Here is a 16190-nt window from a genome sequence, read left to right on the forward strand (position 1 = left end):
GCTGTGCCCTCAATGAGCAAGCATCAGGTTTGCCATGCTGAGAATTTTAGAACTTACTCAAAAAAGAGATAAGACCCGTAATCAAACAGAGCTATAGATAACTCTGGAGTCATCTATAGCCCTGTTAGATACTATACGCGTTATGCTGGGATGACAAAAGTTAAATTTATTTTCATCCAAAAGTAAACTCTTACGTTTGATGCGATGATTGAGGGTTTTATATAAATTGTCGAGAAGCATGACAATGCCCAGCACTTAGAACTGTTGTTCTCTATATAGGTAATTTTAAATTTATGTTTACTCATTGAAGTATGAGTTGAAACACATTTAAATTAAGTTTTAACTCTAGAGAATAACCTCATTTAAAGTGCTAATATTTAGGCTGAATCATTAGTGTTTTCCTTTTATTCCGTGGCTAGAGCTAGTACAGCGATTGGTGTGAGTCCTATTATTAAGGAGATTGTGCAAAAACAGGCACATTCGACACGTTTAACCCTGAAAGAAGTTATTCTTATGGGGATGTTAGCGATTGATAAACTAGATGATCAAGCTCGTCAAGAGCTAGCGGATCAAGTTCATCAAATGCAGGTGAATGGAGAAATTTAATTGAGGAGTTATGAGTTACGAGTTATGAGTTATGAGTTATAAATCTTCACTCATAACCCCTGACTCTTTACTTAATTTGTTTATTAGCTAAATCGATAACGACTTCCCATTACATAATTCTCATTAATTTCAAAAGATATTCATCGGCGTTGCAGAGTTTCAGCAACAAACCCAGTTGTATTAGAACCAGCAAATGGATCTAACACCATATCACCTTCATCAGTTAAGAATTTGATGAACAACACGGCGACCCATTGAGGAAAACGTACTGGATGGGGCTTAATTTCTGCTGTTTTGCAGCGTCGTAAATAAGCGCTATTCGATTCAGTATTAGCAATTTCTAGCAAATTTGGCAAAACTGCACCCTGGTTATCCTTTTATAAAAGGAGTCAGAAGTCAGAATTCAGGAGCGATACCCTGAGCTTGTCGAAGGGTCAGAATACCCCAGCAGTCAAGTCCTACTGTGTATACACAAGTTATCCGATTACTCAAAAGTCCTCTAAAACCTCAAAGAGTCCTATCTTTAATCCCTCTCCTTACGGAGAGGGACAGGTTTTACTACGTAGTAAAACCAGGGTGAGGTATTTCAGGGACTATGAGACTTAACCGAAAATGGCCTCACCAAAGACTTGTGTATACACCGTAGGCAGTCAAGTCAGGGGTTTCAAGCTCTTTAATTCTTTTCTTCTCCTGGACGACTAAAGTCGGGGGCAAAAGATGCACGATTCATCCACTTTTTCCTTCAGAATTCAATTCTGAATTCTGGCGACTGACACCTCTATTCTTCTTCGGTTATTTATCAGAAATATCATGTCCACTAGGACGTATTTTTGCTTTATGCGTAGCCCAACCCAGGCATCGCCTGACAAAAAGCCACTAGTCAGCTATAAAATAAAGACAAATCAATAAAAGTGGGTGTTTATGGCAACCCAACTCGGTGAAGCTAAATCTTCAACAGAACTGGTAATATCTTGGGAAGCATTGCCCGCAGATTTTCACCTAGAGGATGAACCAGTGCAAAATACAGGTCAGCCACTATTGGCTGGTGCTTTGCACGAAAGCCTTGAGATAAGTGGTTTCATCCAACCGCAGATGTTAATAGCCTCGAATTTTGGACTTTGTGCGACGATAAACGGGCAATTTGTGGCTAAAGCACCTGACTGGGTTTATGTGCCATCAGTAAATCAGATTTTAGGAGAACGCAAAAGCTATACACCCAATTTAGAGGGTGATATTCCGGCAATTGTGATGGAATTTATATCTGACACTGAGGGTGGAGAATACTCTTTTAAGCGAACCTATCCACCAGGAAAATGGTTTTTTTACGAGCAGATTCTTCAAGTCCCAATTTACTTGATTTTTGGCCCAAATGGCGGTTTGTTAGAATTTTACCAACTCGAAAACAGCCGCTACGAGTTAAAGCAACCTGATGAAAATGGTCGTCATTGGATTGATTCAATGGGTTTATTTCTGGAAACTTGGCAAGGAACAAAAGAAGCCCGTACTGGTTACTGGTTGCGCTGGTGGGATGAGGCAGGTAATTTGTTACTTTGGGCAGTAGAACAAATTGAACAGGAACGTCAGCAAAAAGAACGGCTAATTGCCTATTTACAATCTCAAGGTATTGATCCAAATAATTTGCCCTAGCATATATAGACAAAACTTTCAAGTATTTCAGGGACTAAGTTTAAGCAAAGAATTGCTGGGTTGCCTATAAAGAAGTGGCGCGTCATGCAAAATTCCAGCACAGGTGAAAAAGCTAGTGGAAGAGAAAAAAGCAAGATAACAAAAAAAATAGCATTTTTGATGAATCAAAAAACAGAATTATTCGTCAATTAAACTATCAATTCCCTACCTATTTCTACTGGAGGATGATTTATGTCATCACAACTGCTGCGATTTATGTCTTTGGGTATTCTTGGTTTATCTTTGTGTCTGGGCAATTCGGCAGCAATGGCACAATATGATTCTACTGGCGATGGTGTAGTAGTACCAACAGTACCATCAGGTGGTACATCAGCACCAGTCCCAATAGACACATCGACAGGCACACCATCTTCACCCTCGGCTGACGGTACAACTCGCTTTAGCTGTCAGACTTCCAATAATCAGTACACCGTTATGTATCAGCCACAAAGTCAATCAGGACAATTCTTTCCTTGGGCGGCGCCTGCGGCTTTGGGCGGTGGTTGGGATGCACAAAGGCGTTGTGCAGCAATTGCCAGTCGTTTAGAACTTTATCGTCCAGATGGCTTACAAGAACTCCAGACAGCTGTAGAAAATAACGAAAATATTGTCTGCGTCACAACTGAAGCTAACCCAACCTGTAGAATTGTGCTGACAGTACCGCGTGGGAAAGACCCCTATGTTATCCGCAATAGCGTTTTCCAAAACTTAACTAGTGCTGACAGTGGACAACAGACTATAGCCGTTAACACTTATGGCGATCGCAGTAGTGGAGGAAACGAATTATATAATTTAGGACGCACACTTCTGGGCAATGGTAATAATCGGGTTAGTTCATCTAGAGATGGGATTAATCTGAAACCTTTTCTCGATCGCCAAGATGGCGGTACTGGAAACAATTTGCGGAGTGGAGTAGCAATTCGTCGTCAGTCTCAGCCTAACGGTGCTCGTCTAAATCCTGGTAATTTCCGCTAATTGATGGTTCATTAGTTGATATATAGCGGTTCCCAGATGCCTGAAGTGCATCAGATCAAAACCTCACCCCCAACCCCCGCTTCCATTCCTCTCCCCGAAAGGTCGAGAGGCTTTGAACCCCCATTCCCGACAAGGGAAGAAGGGTTAGGGGGGTTAGGTTTTCAAGGCTTTGATGTTGTAAGGAGAGGGATTAAAGATAGGACTCTTTGAGGTTTTAGAGGACTTTTGGGAATCAGATAACTTGTGTGTACACGGTAGCCCTACGAGAGAAGAGGGGGAGAATTCAAAGCCTCTCTCCTTGCAGGAGAGAGGAATGGAAGTGAGGTTTTCCAGATCCCGTGAAAAGTCAGAAGTAATTGCAGCGTTAAAAAGAGCAGGTTCTGAGGTAGCAAGAATCCGAGATAGTCACCATTTTTTGATACACAGTGATGGTCGTGGAACTGTTATTCCAGTGCATTCTAATCAAACAATTGGTTCTGGTTTGTTAGCACAGATACTCCGTGACTGTCAGATCAGCCGTGATGAATTCCGGGGACTATTGTAAAAATAGGTAAAATTTACCCTTGCGGTGTTATGAGTTCCTTTATCTATATAGTGTGAGATTATTCCATTTTTTATTGCACTAGAACTACTACAATTACTATTGATGCTAGATAATGGGAAGGCTTTGACATTTTCTTGCCAATCTAGCCCAGATAAACAGAACTAACACTTATGCGAACTCACTATTGCGGCGAACTCCGAAAAGAACATATTGGAGAAACTGTTACCTTTTACGGATGGATAGACCGTCGCCGCGATCATGGTGGTGTGATATTTTTAGATTTACGCGATCGCTCTGGAATTGTCCAAATCGTCAGCGATCCGCAACGCACCCCACATTCTTACGAACAGGCGAACGCCCTGCGAAATGAATATGTTGTCGAAATCACTGGTAGAGTAACGCAACGTCCCGAAGAATCGCTGAATACCCGCATCCCAACAGGCGAGGTAGAAATCTACGCCGATAAAATTCAACTCCTCAATGCTGTCCGTAAACAGTTACCTTTCCAAGTTTCCGTAGCTGACACCGAGACAGTGCGGGAAGACTTGCGGCTAAAATATCGTTATTTGGATTTGCGACGCGATCGCATGGCGCAAAATTTGCAGCTGCGTCATAAAATTGTCAAAGCCATGCGTCGTTATCTGGAAGATTTGGAAGGTTTTATCGAAGTCGAAACCCCAATCCTTACCCGTTCTACCCCAGAAGGGGCGCGGGATTATGTTCTACCCAGTCGCGTCAATCCTGGTGAGTGGTATGCTTTGCCGCAATCACCCCAGCTATTTAAACAATTGCTGATGGTATCCGGCTTGGACAGATATTATCAGATTGCCCGTTGCTTTCGTGATGAAGATTTACGCGCCGACAGACAACCAGAATTTACTCAGTTGGACATGGAAATGAGCTTCATGTCCCAAGAGGAAATTATCGAACTGAATGAAAACTTAGTTTGCCATATCTTCAAAACAGTTAAAGGAATTGAGTTACAGCGCCCTTTCCCCCGTCTCACTTACGCCGAAGGGATGGAACGCTACGGGAGTGATAAACCAGATACACGCTATGGTTTGGAATTAATTGATGTCTCAGATGTTGTGAAAAACTCTGGTTTCAAAGTCTTTCGGGACACTGTTACTAATGGTGGTATCGTCAAAATCTTGCCCATTCCCAACGGTAACGATGTAATTTCTAATGTCCGCATTAAACCAGGCGGTGACTTATTTAAAGAAGCCAGTGAAGCCGGTGCTAAAGGTTTAGCTTATATCCGCGTCAGGGATGATGGGGAAATTGACACCATTGGCGCGATTAAAGATAACCTTAGCGTTGAACAAAAACAAGAAATTTTACGCCGCACAGGTGCAAAAGCTGGACATTTGCTATTGTTTGGGGCTGGTGATGCTGTTACAGTTAATAAAACATTAGATAGATTACGGCAAGCGATCGCTAAAGAATTTGAGTTAATCGATCCAGAAAAAATCAACTTACTCTGGATTACAGACTTCCCGATGTTCGAGTGGAATGCTGACGAAAAGCGTCTAGAAGCACTACACCACCCGTTTACAGCACCGCATCCTGATGATTTGAGCGACTTAAAGACTGCACGCGCCCAAGCTTACGACTTGGTACTTAATGGCGTGGAAGTTGGCGGCGGAAGTCTGCGGATTTATCAGCGAGAAATTCAACAGCAAGTGTTTGAAGCGATCGGTTTATCCCCTGAAGAAGCACAAAGTAAATTTGGCTTTCTTTTAGAAGCATTTGAATATGGTACACCACCGCATGGTGGTATCGCTTACGGTTTAGATCGTTTAGTGATGTTGCTAGCTAGAGAAGAATCCATTCGGGATGTAATTGCTTTTCCGAAGACACAACAAGCACGTTGTTTGTTAACAGATGCACCTTCGAGTGTAGATGCTAAACAGTTGAAAGAATTGCACGTTGCTTCGACTTATAAACCAAAGTCTTAGTAAACTAGCGAATTGTCTAAGTAAGGTGGGCATTGCCCACCTTACTTGACTTAAGAAAGCAAAGATAATGAATAATATACCTATTTGCCCACAGGCATAATTTGTAGATGACAACAAACAAACTCAAAGCCTTAGAGCTTTTTGCTGGTATCGGTGGGTTTCGCCTGGGTATGGCAAATGCAAATATTCAAACAGTATGGGCGAATGATATTAACGAACTTTGCTGTAAAATTTATGAAAGTAATTTTGGCAAATACTCAATTACTTTAGGCGATATCAACGAAATCTCCATCTTAGACATTCCCAATCACGATATATTAACTGCTGGCTTCCCTTGCCAACCGTTTAGTCCGGCTGGCAAAAAACTTGGTGTAAGAGATATAGTTAGGGGAACACTATTTGAGCGCATTATAGAAATATTAGACCAAAAGCAGCCAAAATATTTTTTTTTGGAAAATGTCAAAAGACTTTTGACAATGGAAAACGGCTATCATTTTAGATTAATTTTAAATGCACTTTCTGAATTAGATTATTTTATCGAATGGCGACTAATAAGCCCCTTGAGCTTTGGTATCCCTCAAAATCGGGATAGAATTTTTATTTTTGGCACAAAATTAAATTCAACAGATATAACACCTAATACTTTAGAAAAGCTATCAGTCTTTTTAACTGGAGAAGACAATATTTTATTACCAAATATAGAAGTTCCATTGGTAAAATATATGTTACCAATCATGACGATGAAAAGTAAAAATGATAACTGGGGAATTGCCTATAAAAACCAGATGTTCACTCAAAATATTTCGTCATTGCCTAATATCAAGCCGAGAAAGAAGCTTCAGGATATTCTTCAGGATGAGTCAATGGTGGATACTCAGTTTGATTTTACTGCCGATACGCTGGAGCGGATTAAGCAAAGTAAGCCTGTAAATCGTTATTGTAATGGAGTTGAAATTTTGTACAACCAAGATGGAGGTGCGAGACTTGGTTATACCATATTCGGAACTAATGGCATTGCATCAACATTGACTGCCTCAACATCAAGGCATTATGAACGCTACCAAGTAGGTGATAAATTTCGGCGTTTAACTAATATTGAATATGCCAGACTTATGGGTTTTCCTGATGATTGGTGTCAACTCGCCAGAATTTACGATCAATACGCATTATTTGGAAATGCTATTGTACCAGCTTGTGTCGAGTGGGTGTGCAAAAGAATCGGTCAAAAAAACTTTGAATTGAGTAAATCTGGTTGGCAACAATTAACTTTGGCTATTTAAAAAATGGAAGTGCTAACCTTATCTTCCCTCAAAACTGCTGCACGAGATTTTTGTGTTGTACTTAGCGCAACACCCATTCCTAATTTATATGGCGTTACAGATGGCAAAGCAGTAGGAACCTATGTTGAGTTGACTTTTAATCAATATTTGTCCACAAAGTATGAATACACCCTTGGTAGTGCTGCTTTAGGAATTGATTTTCCCGGATTAGAAGTTGATTTAAAAGTGACATCAATTCGTCAGCCCCAATCTTCTTGCCCCTTTCGGAATGCCAGTCAAAAAGTGTATGGATTAGGATATAATCTGCTGATATTGGCTTATGAAAAGAGTGATGAGCATAGCTCTCGTACAGCTAATTTAAAATTCCAGAATGTTGTCTTTGTATCAAGAGAAAGAACTGGAGATTATCAAACAACTTACGGGTTAATAGAAATCTTACGCCGTAATGGCAACAAAGAAGATGTAATAGCATTTTTAGAGGAGCGCAACTTTCCTTTAGACGAAATTGGGCGTGAAATACTTGCAGAAAGAATTTTGCAGCAACCGCCAGAAATTGGCTACCTAACAATTTCTAATGCGCTACAGTGGCGGTTGCAATACAGTAGGATTATTCAGGTAGCAACTACGACGACAACACTAGGTGTAGAAAATCTACTGGTAGGATGAAGGGAGCCGGTAGCCCTCCCCTGCCATTAGCCATTCCCAGTCTTCGACTGGGAACCAGACAATCTGTAAAAGCTTGTTCTAGACTGGCTTTTATCTGAAGTTGACATGCATCTGCATTGCAAACCTCCCTACAGAGGTGCTGTTTAGTTTACAGCAGCACTGACTAAACCATTGTGCCTGAGCAAAGCGCTCGTACTTGGTTCACGACCCCGGAAAGTTTTAAACACCTCCATTGGATGCTGTCCACCACCAAGAGCCAGCACCGTATCCCGATAGCGCCGACCTGTAGCTTTTACCGCTTCTTCATCTTCTAGCCCAGCTTCCTCAAAAGCTGCAAAAGCATCAGCGCTCAATACCTCAGCCCACTTATAACTGTAGTAGCCTGCTGCATAACCACCCTCAAAAATATGTCCAAAAGCACACAAAATTGAATCTTCTGGAAGTGGTGGTAAAACAGTAGTAGTCTTGGCTATGCGATGACGCACATCTGAGGGGGTTTCATTACTACCAGGGCGATAGCGGTAGTGTAGTTCTAAATCAAGACTGCTCATGTGGATCTGCCGCAACATGGCAGTACCACTCATATAATTACGCGCCGCTAGTAGCTTTTGATAATAATGCTCCGGTAGGGCTTCCCCAGTTTCGTAATGCTTCGCCATTCCAAACAAAGTGGGTCGCTCATAGCACCAGTTTTCCATAAACTGACTAGGTAGTTCCACTGCATCCCACTCCACGTTATTGATCCCTGCGGCTCCGGGATAGTCAACCTTGGTGAGCATGTGGTGCAATCCATGACCAAACTCGTGGAACAAAGTCTCTACTTCCGAGAAAGTCATTAAACTAGGTTTACCATCTACGGGAGGACTTTGATTACACACCAAATAAGCTACAGGTAAGCGGATGGCAGTGACACCATTTTCAGTGATTTTGCCCCGATTAATGCATACATCCATCCAAGCACCACCGCGTTTCTCGGCTGGACGGCTGTAGGGGTCTAAGTAGAAGTAGGCTATGGGAGAACCAGTTTCGTCAGCAATTTGGAAATAACGGACATCCTCATGCCATACTGGCGCTTCACCATCGGCAGAGGTGACAGTGACGCTAAACAGCCGCTTGACTAGTCCAAATAAGCCGTCTAACACTTGGGGAAGGGAGAAGTAGGGACGCAATTGTTCAGAGGTAAAGGCAAATTTTACTTCTCGTTGGCGTTCCGCCCAAAAGCTGATATCCCAGTGTTTTAAATCTGTAGCTTCTGCTGCTAAGAGTGCTGCTGCAAAAGCTTTGAGTTCTGCCAAGTCTTTAACAGCAGCATCATAACTAGCGCGGCGTAGTTCTTCTAACAGGGCGTTGACTGCCTCAACGTTGGGAGCCATTTTACTAGCTAGGCTCAATTGGGCAAAACTTTTAAAGCCTAGTATATCTGCGAGTTCTTGGCGCAACTTCAAAATGCGCTCAATTAAAGGATTGTTATCCAAATCGCCACCAGAAGCGCGGGTGATATGAGCTTTGTAGAGCTTTTGGCGCAAATCTCGACGGGTGCTGTGCTGCATGAAAGGGCCATAGCTGGGGAAGTCCAAAGTAATCCGCCAGGGGCCATCTTCTGGTGTGGCGTTGCTTTCGCCAGATGCACGAGCGCCTTGGGCTGCTAAACTCACTAAGCTTGGTGGTAAACCGTCAATTTCCGCTTGCGTTGTGAGGGTTAAGCTGAAGGCTTTAGTGGCATCAAGTACATGGTTAGAGAATTTGGTAGAAAGTTCTGCTAACTCCATTTGTATGGCGTTGAAACGCTCTCTTGCTTCTCCTTCTAAGCCAACACCAGCAAGTTGTGCATCTCGAATGGCGGCTTCGACAATGCGCTGTTGGGCTAATTCTAAAGTTGCCCAACTATCACTGGTACGGAGTGCCTCAAAAGCATTGTAGATGGGTTGGCTTTGACCGAGCTTGTTGATAAACTGTATGACTAGTGGCTGGACGATTTCATGAGCTTCGCGCAGTTCTGGGCTATTTTTAACACCCATTAAATGATTCACCACCCCCCAACTCCAAGTAAGCCGTTCTGTCAGCTTTTCTAAGGGTTCAACTAAACCACTCCAAGTAGGCTCTACACTAGCCTCTAAGGTGGCAAGCTGCTGGTCAAGTTCTGCCAGCAACTGATTAAAGGCTGGTACTACTCGTTCTGGTTTAATCTCTGCAAAGGGAGGTAAACCAATGCCTTGAAGTAGGGGATTGTCGGAAATAATAGTACTTGCACTCATGTTTTTGTGTGAACTGCGGATGAATAAAAACCAACAATGATTTTTATTTATATATCTTCTAATGTAGCGATCGCAGTGCTAAATATTCTTTCCATTGTAGAAAAAAGGCAAAAAAAGCGAAAATTCCTCACAAAAGTATCCCGATACAGCTATTTTGTTTGGTTTGTGAACGATACCTGACCGAAGATGACAAGGGTAAAAAAGAAAAAACCCATTGTCCACAGGGTTTCAGATCCAATAAATTTATCTATGGGGTTTCCCCTTGTCCCCTTGCTTAACAGGCGACAGTTTCAGAAATATCAGCGAAAGTCTCTGAGATAATATAATCATGCACCCATCCTCTCAACCAGGTGGCTAATTATGACTAGCCTTTTACCCAGTTCTCAATCAATAGAAGTTTTTTACCCAAGCTCGGATGGTGAACCATTGGCAGAAAGTTATATTCATTTATCTGCTCTACTGGCAACTTTAGAAGTATTGAGGCAATATTTGCAGGGTCGGCAAGCAACGGTTTTGAGTAACCAGTTTCTCTATTATGCTCAGGGCTTTCCGAGGTTACGGGTAGCCCCAGATGTAATGGTGATTTTTAATGTCGCTCCTGGGGGTCGGGATAATTACAAAATATGGGAAGAGGGGCAAGTGCCTGTGGTAATCTTTGAAATGACCTCCGAGGGCACTAGAAACCAGGACACGGGATTCAAGAAGACGCTGTATGAGCAGTTAGGGGTACTGGAATACTGGTTATTTGATCCCAAGGGAGAGTGGATTAAAGAGCAATTGCAAGGCTATCGGCTGCGAGGCGAGGTGTATGAACCAATTACAGATAGTCGATGTGAACCTTTGCAGCTGCGCTTGCAAATAGAGGGGCAACTGATTGCTTTTTATCGAGAAGACACTGGGGAAAAGTTGCTGATTCCAGAGGAGTTGGCAGAGGCGCTCAAACACGAAAGATTAGCGAGGGAACAAGCACAGTCGCAGGTGGAAAGGTTGAAGGAACATTTACGATCGCTTGGTGTTGACCCTGATACTATTTAGCCATAGATTTGCGATCGCCTATGGCGGGTGCTTTGCACCATCCCAGAGTGGATTCATCTACTTCAACCTCACAAAAGGCGATCGCTAAAAGACATCATAATGTACTATATCAAATTAACTGAGCGCAATCGAGCCTCCCTGCCGAACCGAGAAGGAAGGCTCTATGTTTATGATTTTATTTGGCAACTCATCTTTTTACTCGTAAAATCGAAGACAAGATCAAGGTCAGTAGAAAAGAGTACCTAAATTAATGAATACGTTAATCAGTCAGGGTGGAAGAGCTATCACTAAATTTCCGATGGTAGACCGAATAAACGATATCGCTTGGCAAGCTCACCAAGGTAGCGTTGCTGCGATTATTCAGCTATTGAACGAAAAGCTAGCCAAGTCAGGTGTCAGAACTAGAGCCATTTTTTCTAATGGTGTCTTACAACTTCTGTGCGAGGCGGCTAGGGTAGAGCAACTTGAGCAATCTCCCATCGTAGAACAAATCCAGCAAATTCTTGAGTCCATCGCCCCGCGTCAGATTCGCCGAGTCAATATCAACAGTAGAATTGTTCGGGAACAACAATTACTTTGGTTAAAAGAAATAGATAACGATCGCGAGAACCAATTGCTTTGGTCACACGAAATTACATTAATTCAGCCTCATATTCTAAAGCAACTAATTAAAGATTTCACAGAAGCTCAAGCTGAACTAGGAAAACCAAATTTTCCTAAAACTCCAGTTTCTCGTCCTTTAGTACTCATTAACAAAGAAAAACACAAAAATCAACCTAAAACAACGATATTAGCAGCAGCTGGTTTATGCTCACTGTTGTTGCTTGCTTGGGTTGTTTATGCCCAGTTAGGTAATAAACTGAAAAACCTAATGCAACTAGAAACTTCCAAATCTTTAACTACAGAAAATACTAGCGATCAGAAAGCCCAAACACCATCCCGTGCTGCTAACAATAGCCTTTCTGAGTTATCTGATGACCCATTTGCAATATCTGTGCGAATTGCAAATCTTGCTTCTGCATCTGGCAAAACAGCCACAACCTCAACTCAGTGGTTAGAGATCGCTGCTAAGTGGCAACGGGCTTCAGATTTAATGGGCACGGTGCCACAAAACCACAGCCGTTATCAGGAAGCTAAGATTCGGACTCAACTATATAAGAAATACAGTGAGGCGGCGCAGAAAGAAGCCGATAAGAGTAAATCTTAGTATAGTTTTGCGTGAAATCGTAGCGTTTTTAAACGCTCTAGGTAGCAAAGTAAGTGCAAAGGGACACAGAGTCTTGCCAAATTTAATTCGCTACGAATTAGTTAAATGCTGTAGTTAGTTTTGTAATTTCTCAAGGACTACTGTAAGAAAGAGCTAATTCCTCGTACTTAGGTTAGAATAGCTACTTCTAATTATGACTTCCAAAAAATTAAATATCCAGTAATTTATAATAATAATGATTATTAAGAGGCTGCCTATGGTAGCCTCTTGTTACCTATTTTTGTAGTAAATTTGATGATGATTTGAAAAGATATAGTTGCCGAATAATACAATTGTTTTATCCTGATGAGGCGGAGTCTGAGGAAGTTTTTGTTCAGATTCAGCCTCATTTTATGATCGAGTTAGAAAAAGATGAAATTCCTGTGGAAACGTGGAGTAAAATACCTTGGTTTCCTTTATTAGAATGATTTAGTAGCGTTGCTGAAAAAGTAATTTGAAGAGAGAATGTAATACTGTTGGGTACAATTGGAAAAAAAAATCGACCTTACTGTTAATAAAATCGATTTAACCAAGCGGATTGATTCGGGGCTTCAATCTAAAATTTAAAATCGTTAGACTGAGCGCTGACCCTGAAATCCAAAATCCAAAATGTTTATATCACCTAACTCAGGAGTTCTCCTGTTTCTTGCAGGGAGTGCAAGCGGCGGTAAATGCCCTCGTGACGCAAGAGTTCATTGTGGCTACCCACTTCTACAATCTTTCCTTGCTCCAGAACCACAATTTTATCGGCTTCCCGCACTGTGCTTAGACGGTGGGCAATGACGATGGTGGTGCAAGTACCCTGAATCGATCGCATCGCTAGCTGAATTGAACGCTCAGACTCATAATCTAAGCTAGAGGTGGCTTCGTCAAAAATTAGTATGTCTGGTTCGACTAGCAACGCCCTCGCAATTCCCAACCGTTGTCTTTGTCCTCCAGATAACCTGACACCTCTTTCCCCCACGACGGTGTAATAACCTTGGGGTAATTGCTGCACTACTTCATCGACTCTGGCAATTCTACAGGCTTCGTGAACCTGCTCCAAACTAGCATTCGTTCTACCGTAGGTGAGGTTATCCAATATAGTACCGTTGAAAACGTCTACTTCTTGGTGAACGATCGCTAATCTCCGTCTATATTTACCCACATCCAAAGTGCGAATATCTTGACCATCAATCAGAATTTGACCTGATTGAGGTTCAAAATATCGCAACAGCAATTTCACTAAAGTAGACTTACCAGAACCGGAACGCCCGACTAATGCCACTGTTTGGTATGGCTCAATCAATAAGTTAATATCTTGCAAAACTTGACGGTTGGCATCATATCCAAAACTGACGTGCGACAACTCAACTTTTCCAGTAAATTTATCAGGTGATTCTGTCTGGTTGCTCTCTTCTAAAAGACTAGCTGAATCAGGTGTAGTTGGCTCTTGGAGAAATTCATGAAATCGCAGCATAGAAGAATAACGACGGGCAAAAACTTCTGCTAAATTGTTAATAGGTTCTAATTCGGCATACGCGATGCTAGAAAGAGTTAAGGTCATGATAAAGTGACCGAGAGAAATTCTCCCATCTACTGTTGCTGCTAGAGTCAAACCCAGGATAGTAAACACGCAAAACTGAATTACAGTCCTTTGCCAAGTAGCTAGTTTTACATAACCTTTGTGGACGCGATACTCAACCACTGTGAGTTCACGATCCAAACGTTGGTTTTGCCGCTTCAATTCGTTAGCTTCTGTAGCAAATGCTTTCACCGTTTTGATATTGGTGATCAGTTCAGAAGTGCGGCTTTCGGTATCTTCTGCATATTTATCCAGAAGAGTTTCGTGCCAAATTATCTGCTGTAAATTCCTCAAGCCCAAGCTTAGAATAACTACAAAGGAAATCAGATATAAAATCGCAATTCGCCACTCAATCAGCAAGATAAACACGAAAATTCCCAATACACGAGCTAGTCTAGGAAGCAACTGTCCGGCAATTTCGGGATACGTATAAGTGTGATTAGATAGACCTCTAGCTATTCTTCCAGCAATACGTCCGGGGTTATTTTGATCATAAAATTCCAGTGGGAGAGTGAGAATTTTTTCTATGGCTGTTTGGGCTTTCTGGCGACGCAACCTTAAGGATATACCCCAATGAAACCAATGGGTTAACCAAGGTTGTGTTGGCGCTCTCACTACGGTGACAACAAAAATTAAACCCAGTAATACAGCCAAAGACAGATTTTTAGTAACTGGGTAATTGGTGATGTCGGAAACAGTTGCGATCGCACTTTGAAGTGGTTTATCCAACGGTTGAGCAGACAAAACGTTTAGAATCTGCCCGATCGCATAAGGGACAACCAAATCAATAATCTCGTAAATGCTGGATGTTGTAATACTGAAAAGACTCAGCTTCCAGTCAGAGCGAAAGTAATTGACAATATCTTGAAACTTGGCCATGATGCACACCGTCGAAGAGCGCGATCGTAAACTTGGAATTTATATATTACAGTCGTACTACAAAGTAGTCAAGGGCTATAGGTTTAAATTATTTCTTTAGAGTAGTAGGCATTTGTGCGGGGACAAATTCTAGGCGATAGCGATAGAGGGCAACTGGTCGAGAACCAGCTTTAAAGTAATCTGCATCTTGTGGTGAAAGATAGACAGCAGTAATTTGATCTGCCTCAATCGCCGGATTAGCTGTTGGAAGTTTATGATAAGCGGTGGTAGATTCTACAGAGTTTAAATAGGGGCGTGAACCACCTTTAAATAGTTGTTGAAACACTTCTGTAGTGATGAACTTGCTATCAGGCGTAGTTTCTATCGCCCGTGCAGTCACAATGGAAACTAGTTGGCGACTATGACGCAAGAACGTAATCTGACGATTAGGTGAATCTGGATCTACTTTGACTAATAAGACTGCTTCATCCCCTAAATAAGCCCTTGCCAAATTCAAGCTATTAAAGGCTCTATCAACTACTAAAATTGGGGATTTGTTATCTATCTTAGGGAATATTTTTAACCCAGTAATAGATGGTTGCTCTTTCACAAATCTCACTACAAAACTCATCGGCTGATTTAATTGTCGGCGATTACCTTCAAACCCTGGAGTTACGATATCTGGTGCTAAAGGCGCAACCAAATCTACCAAAGTACTTGTAACTTGCCAAGAACCAGCCATCCATTCAGGGTAAACCAAATCACCCGAAGCCGGTTGTACTGAAGTTAATTTTTCCCATTGGGGAAAATTTGCTAACCGTTCAGACAACTCTCCTGCAAGAGCTTCGCCAGTCCACAGGAGGAATAAAACCAGCAAGCAAAAACTCCAAATTACCTTCATTAGAAGCATCAATAGTTTTGTATTTAGCGTTATATTCTCGATTAAAAATTAAGTAAGTTTTTGCAAGAAATTAAAAGGTTGTAGTAAGTGCTTTAGCGCTAAAGCGCTTACTACAAGATAATCAAACAGCTTTACTTTTATTTGTATAGATTCAGTTTTTTTGCGCCTTAAATTTCTGCTGGTAAAGGTTGCCAAACTTGCCCATATTGCTCCCGTAAAGCTTGCCAAGCTTCCACTTGTCCTGGTTCATATTCTCCCGGTTTCCCCCATTGCAAAAATAGGCTTAAAGCAGCCTCTTGTTTCTCATCTAAAAACCGGATAGCATAGGTTGTAAAATTACCCCTCTTCGCTTCACCAGTTTCAAATTTCACCTGAATAATTTTATCCATATTCAAATGAAACTCAAAGCCTTCGGTGTGCATATTCGCGTACTTACCTTTGGGCAATTCTGCATAAAATAACTTTTCTACCTTACCTCGTGCTTCTAATACAGCCGCGCTGCTAGTAACAATTAAACGCAAAGTTCCTAGAGTCTCGCAAGCTGCTAAAAATTCTTTCAAAGTAGTACTCATAAATTGTTATCCTTTGTTATTTGTTGATGCCCAATGCCCAATGC

General features: G+C 41.8%; 13 protein-coding genes and 1 pseudogene. 9 read left to right on the forward strand and 5 right to left on the reverse strand.

Going from position 1 to position 16190, the window contains the following annotated elements; all coding sequences use genetic code 11:
• Nucleotides 1-393 precede the first annotated feature (393 nt).
• Nucleotides 394-606, forward strand: coding sequence for a hypothetical protein (locus tag V7K31_RS24965; protein WP_335097665.1), 213 nt, complete (start codon nucleotides 394-396; stop codon nucleotides 604-606).
• A gap of 140 nt (nucleotides 607-746) precedes the next feature.
• Here the strand turns inward: V7K31_RS24965 and V7K31_RS24970 are convergent.
• Nucleotides 747-983, reverse strand: a pseudogene (locus V7K31_RS24970) (DNA methyltransferase); the annotation flags it as partial.
• Between the two features lie 544 nt (nucleotides 984-1527).
• On the opposite strand from V7K31_RS24970, the gene V7K31_RS24975 reads away from it, so the two are divergent.
• The 6 genes from V7K31_RS24975 (at nucleotide 1528) to V7K31_RS25000 (ending at nucleotide 7715) form a co-directional block, all read left to right on the forward strand.
• Nucleotides 1528-2253: a Uma2 family endonuclease gene (locus tag V7K31_RS24975; RefSeq protein WP_335097667.1), complete on the forward strand. Its 726-nt coding sequence runs from the start codon at nucleotides 1528-1530 to the stop codon at nucleotides 2251-2253.
• A 231-nt stretch (nucleotides 2254-2484) separates the two neighbouring features.
• Nucleotides 2485-3267: a COP23 domain-containing protein gene (locus V7K31_RS24980; protein WP_335097670.1), complete on the forward strand. Its 783-nt coding sequence runs from the start codon at nucleotides 2485-2487 to the stop codon at nucleotides 3265-3267.
• Nucleotides 3268-3586: 319 nt separating this feature from the next.
• Complete coding sequence (locus V7K31_RS24985; RefSeq protein WP_335097673.1) at nucleotides 3587-3811, forward strand: type II toxin-antitoxin system HicA family toxin; 225 nt, start codon at nucleotides 3587-3589, stop codon at nucleotides 3809-3811.
• A gap of 170 nt (nucleotides 3812-3981) precedes the next feature.
• Nucleotides 3982-5769 carry an aspartate--tRNA ligase gene (gene aspS, locus V7K31_RS24990; protein WP_335097676.1) on the forward strand — a complete coding sequence of 596 codons (1788 nt, stop codon included), beginning with the start codon at nucleotides 3982-3984 and terminating at the stop codon, nucleotides 5767-5769.
• A gap of 107 nt (nucleotides 5770-5876) precedes the next feature.
• A complete protein-coding gene (locus V7K31_RS24995) occupies nucleotides 5877-7049 on the forward strand; it encodes a DNA cytosine methyltransferase (protein WP_335097678.1) in 1173 nt (390 codons plus the stop codon).
• Between the two features lie 3 nt (nucleotides 7050-7052).
• Nucleotides 7053-7715 carry a restriction endonuclease gene (locus V7K31_RS25000; RefSeq protein WP_335097681.1) on the forward strand — a complete coding sequence of 221 codons (663 nt, stop codon included), beginning with the start codon at nucleotides 7053-7055 and terminating at the stop codon, nucleotides 7713-7715.
• Nucleotides 7716-7858: 143 nt separating this feature from the next.
• On the opposite strand, the gene V7K31_RS25005 is transcribed toward V7K31_RS25000, so the two are convergent.
• Nucleotides 7859-9970, reverse strand: coding sequence for a M3 family metallopeptidase (locus V7K31_RS25005; RefSeq protein ID WP_335097684.1), 2112 nt, complete (start codon nucleotides 9968-9970; stop codon nucleotides 7859-7861).
• Between the two features lie 360 nt (nucleotides 9971-10330).
• Here V7K31_RS25005 and V7K31_RS25010 point away from each other — a divergent pair, with 360 nt between their 5' ends.
• Both V7K31_RS25010 and V7K31_RS25015 read left to right on the forward strand, forming a co-directional pair.
• On the forward strand, nucleotides 10331-11005 hold the full coding sequence (locus V7K31_RS25010) for a Uma2 family endonuclease (RefSeq protein ID WP_335097685.1): 675 nt from the start codon (nucleotides 10331-10333) through the stop codon (nucleotides 11003-11005).
• Between the two features lie 250 nt (nucleotides 11006-11255).
• The gene (locus V7K31_RS25015; RefSeq protein ID WP_335097687.1) at nucleotides 11256-12212 is read left to right on the forward strand and encodes a hypothetical protein; all 957 of its coding nucleotides are present in this window, start codon (nucleotides 11256-11258) and stop codon (nucleotides 12210-12212) included.
• Nucleotides 12213-12873: 661 nt separating this feature from the next.
• Here V7K31_RS25015 and V7K31_RS25020 read toward each other — a convergent pair.
• The 3 genes from V7K31_RS25020 to V7K31_RS25030 form a co-directional block, all read right to left on the reverse strand.
• Complete coding sequence (locus V7K31_RS25020; protein WP_335097690.1) at nucleotides 12874-14694, reverse strand: ABC transporter ATP-binding protein; 1821 nt, start codon at nucleotides 14692-14694, stop codon at nucleotides 12874-12876.
• Between the two features lie 88 nt (nucleotides 14695-14782).
• A complete protein-coding gene (locus V7K31_RS25025) occupies nucleotides 14783-15583 on the reverse strand; it encodes a DUF6816 family protein (protein ID WP_335097693.1) in 801 nt (266 codons plus the stop codon).
• Between the two features lie 158 nt (nucleotides 15584-15741).
• Nucleotides 15742-16146 carry a ChuX/HutX family heme-like substrate-binding protein gene (locus V7K31_RS25030; RefSeq protein WP_335097697.1) on the reverse strand — a complete coding sequence of 135 codons (405 nt, stop codon included), beginning with the start codon at nucleotides 16144-16146 and terminating at the stop codon, nucleotides 15742-15744.
• Nucleotides 16147-16190: the final 44 nt, after the last annotated feature.

This window comes from Nostoc sp. (genome assembly GCF_036917675.1).
In the GTDB taxonomy this organism is placed as follows: domain Bacteria; phylum Cyanobacteriota; class Cyanobacteriia; order Cyanobacteriales; family Nostocaceae; genus Nostoc.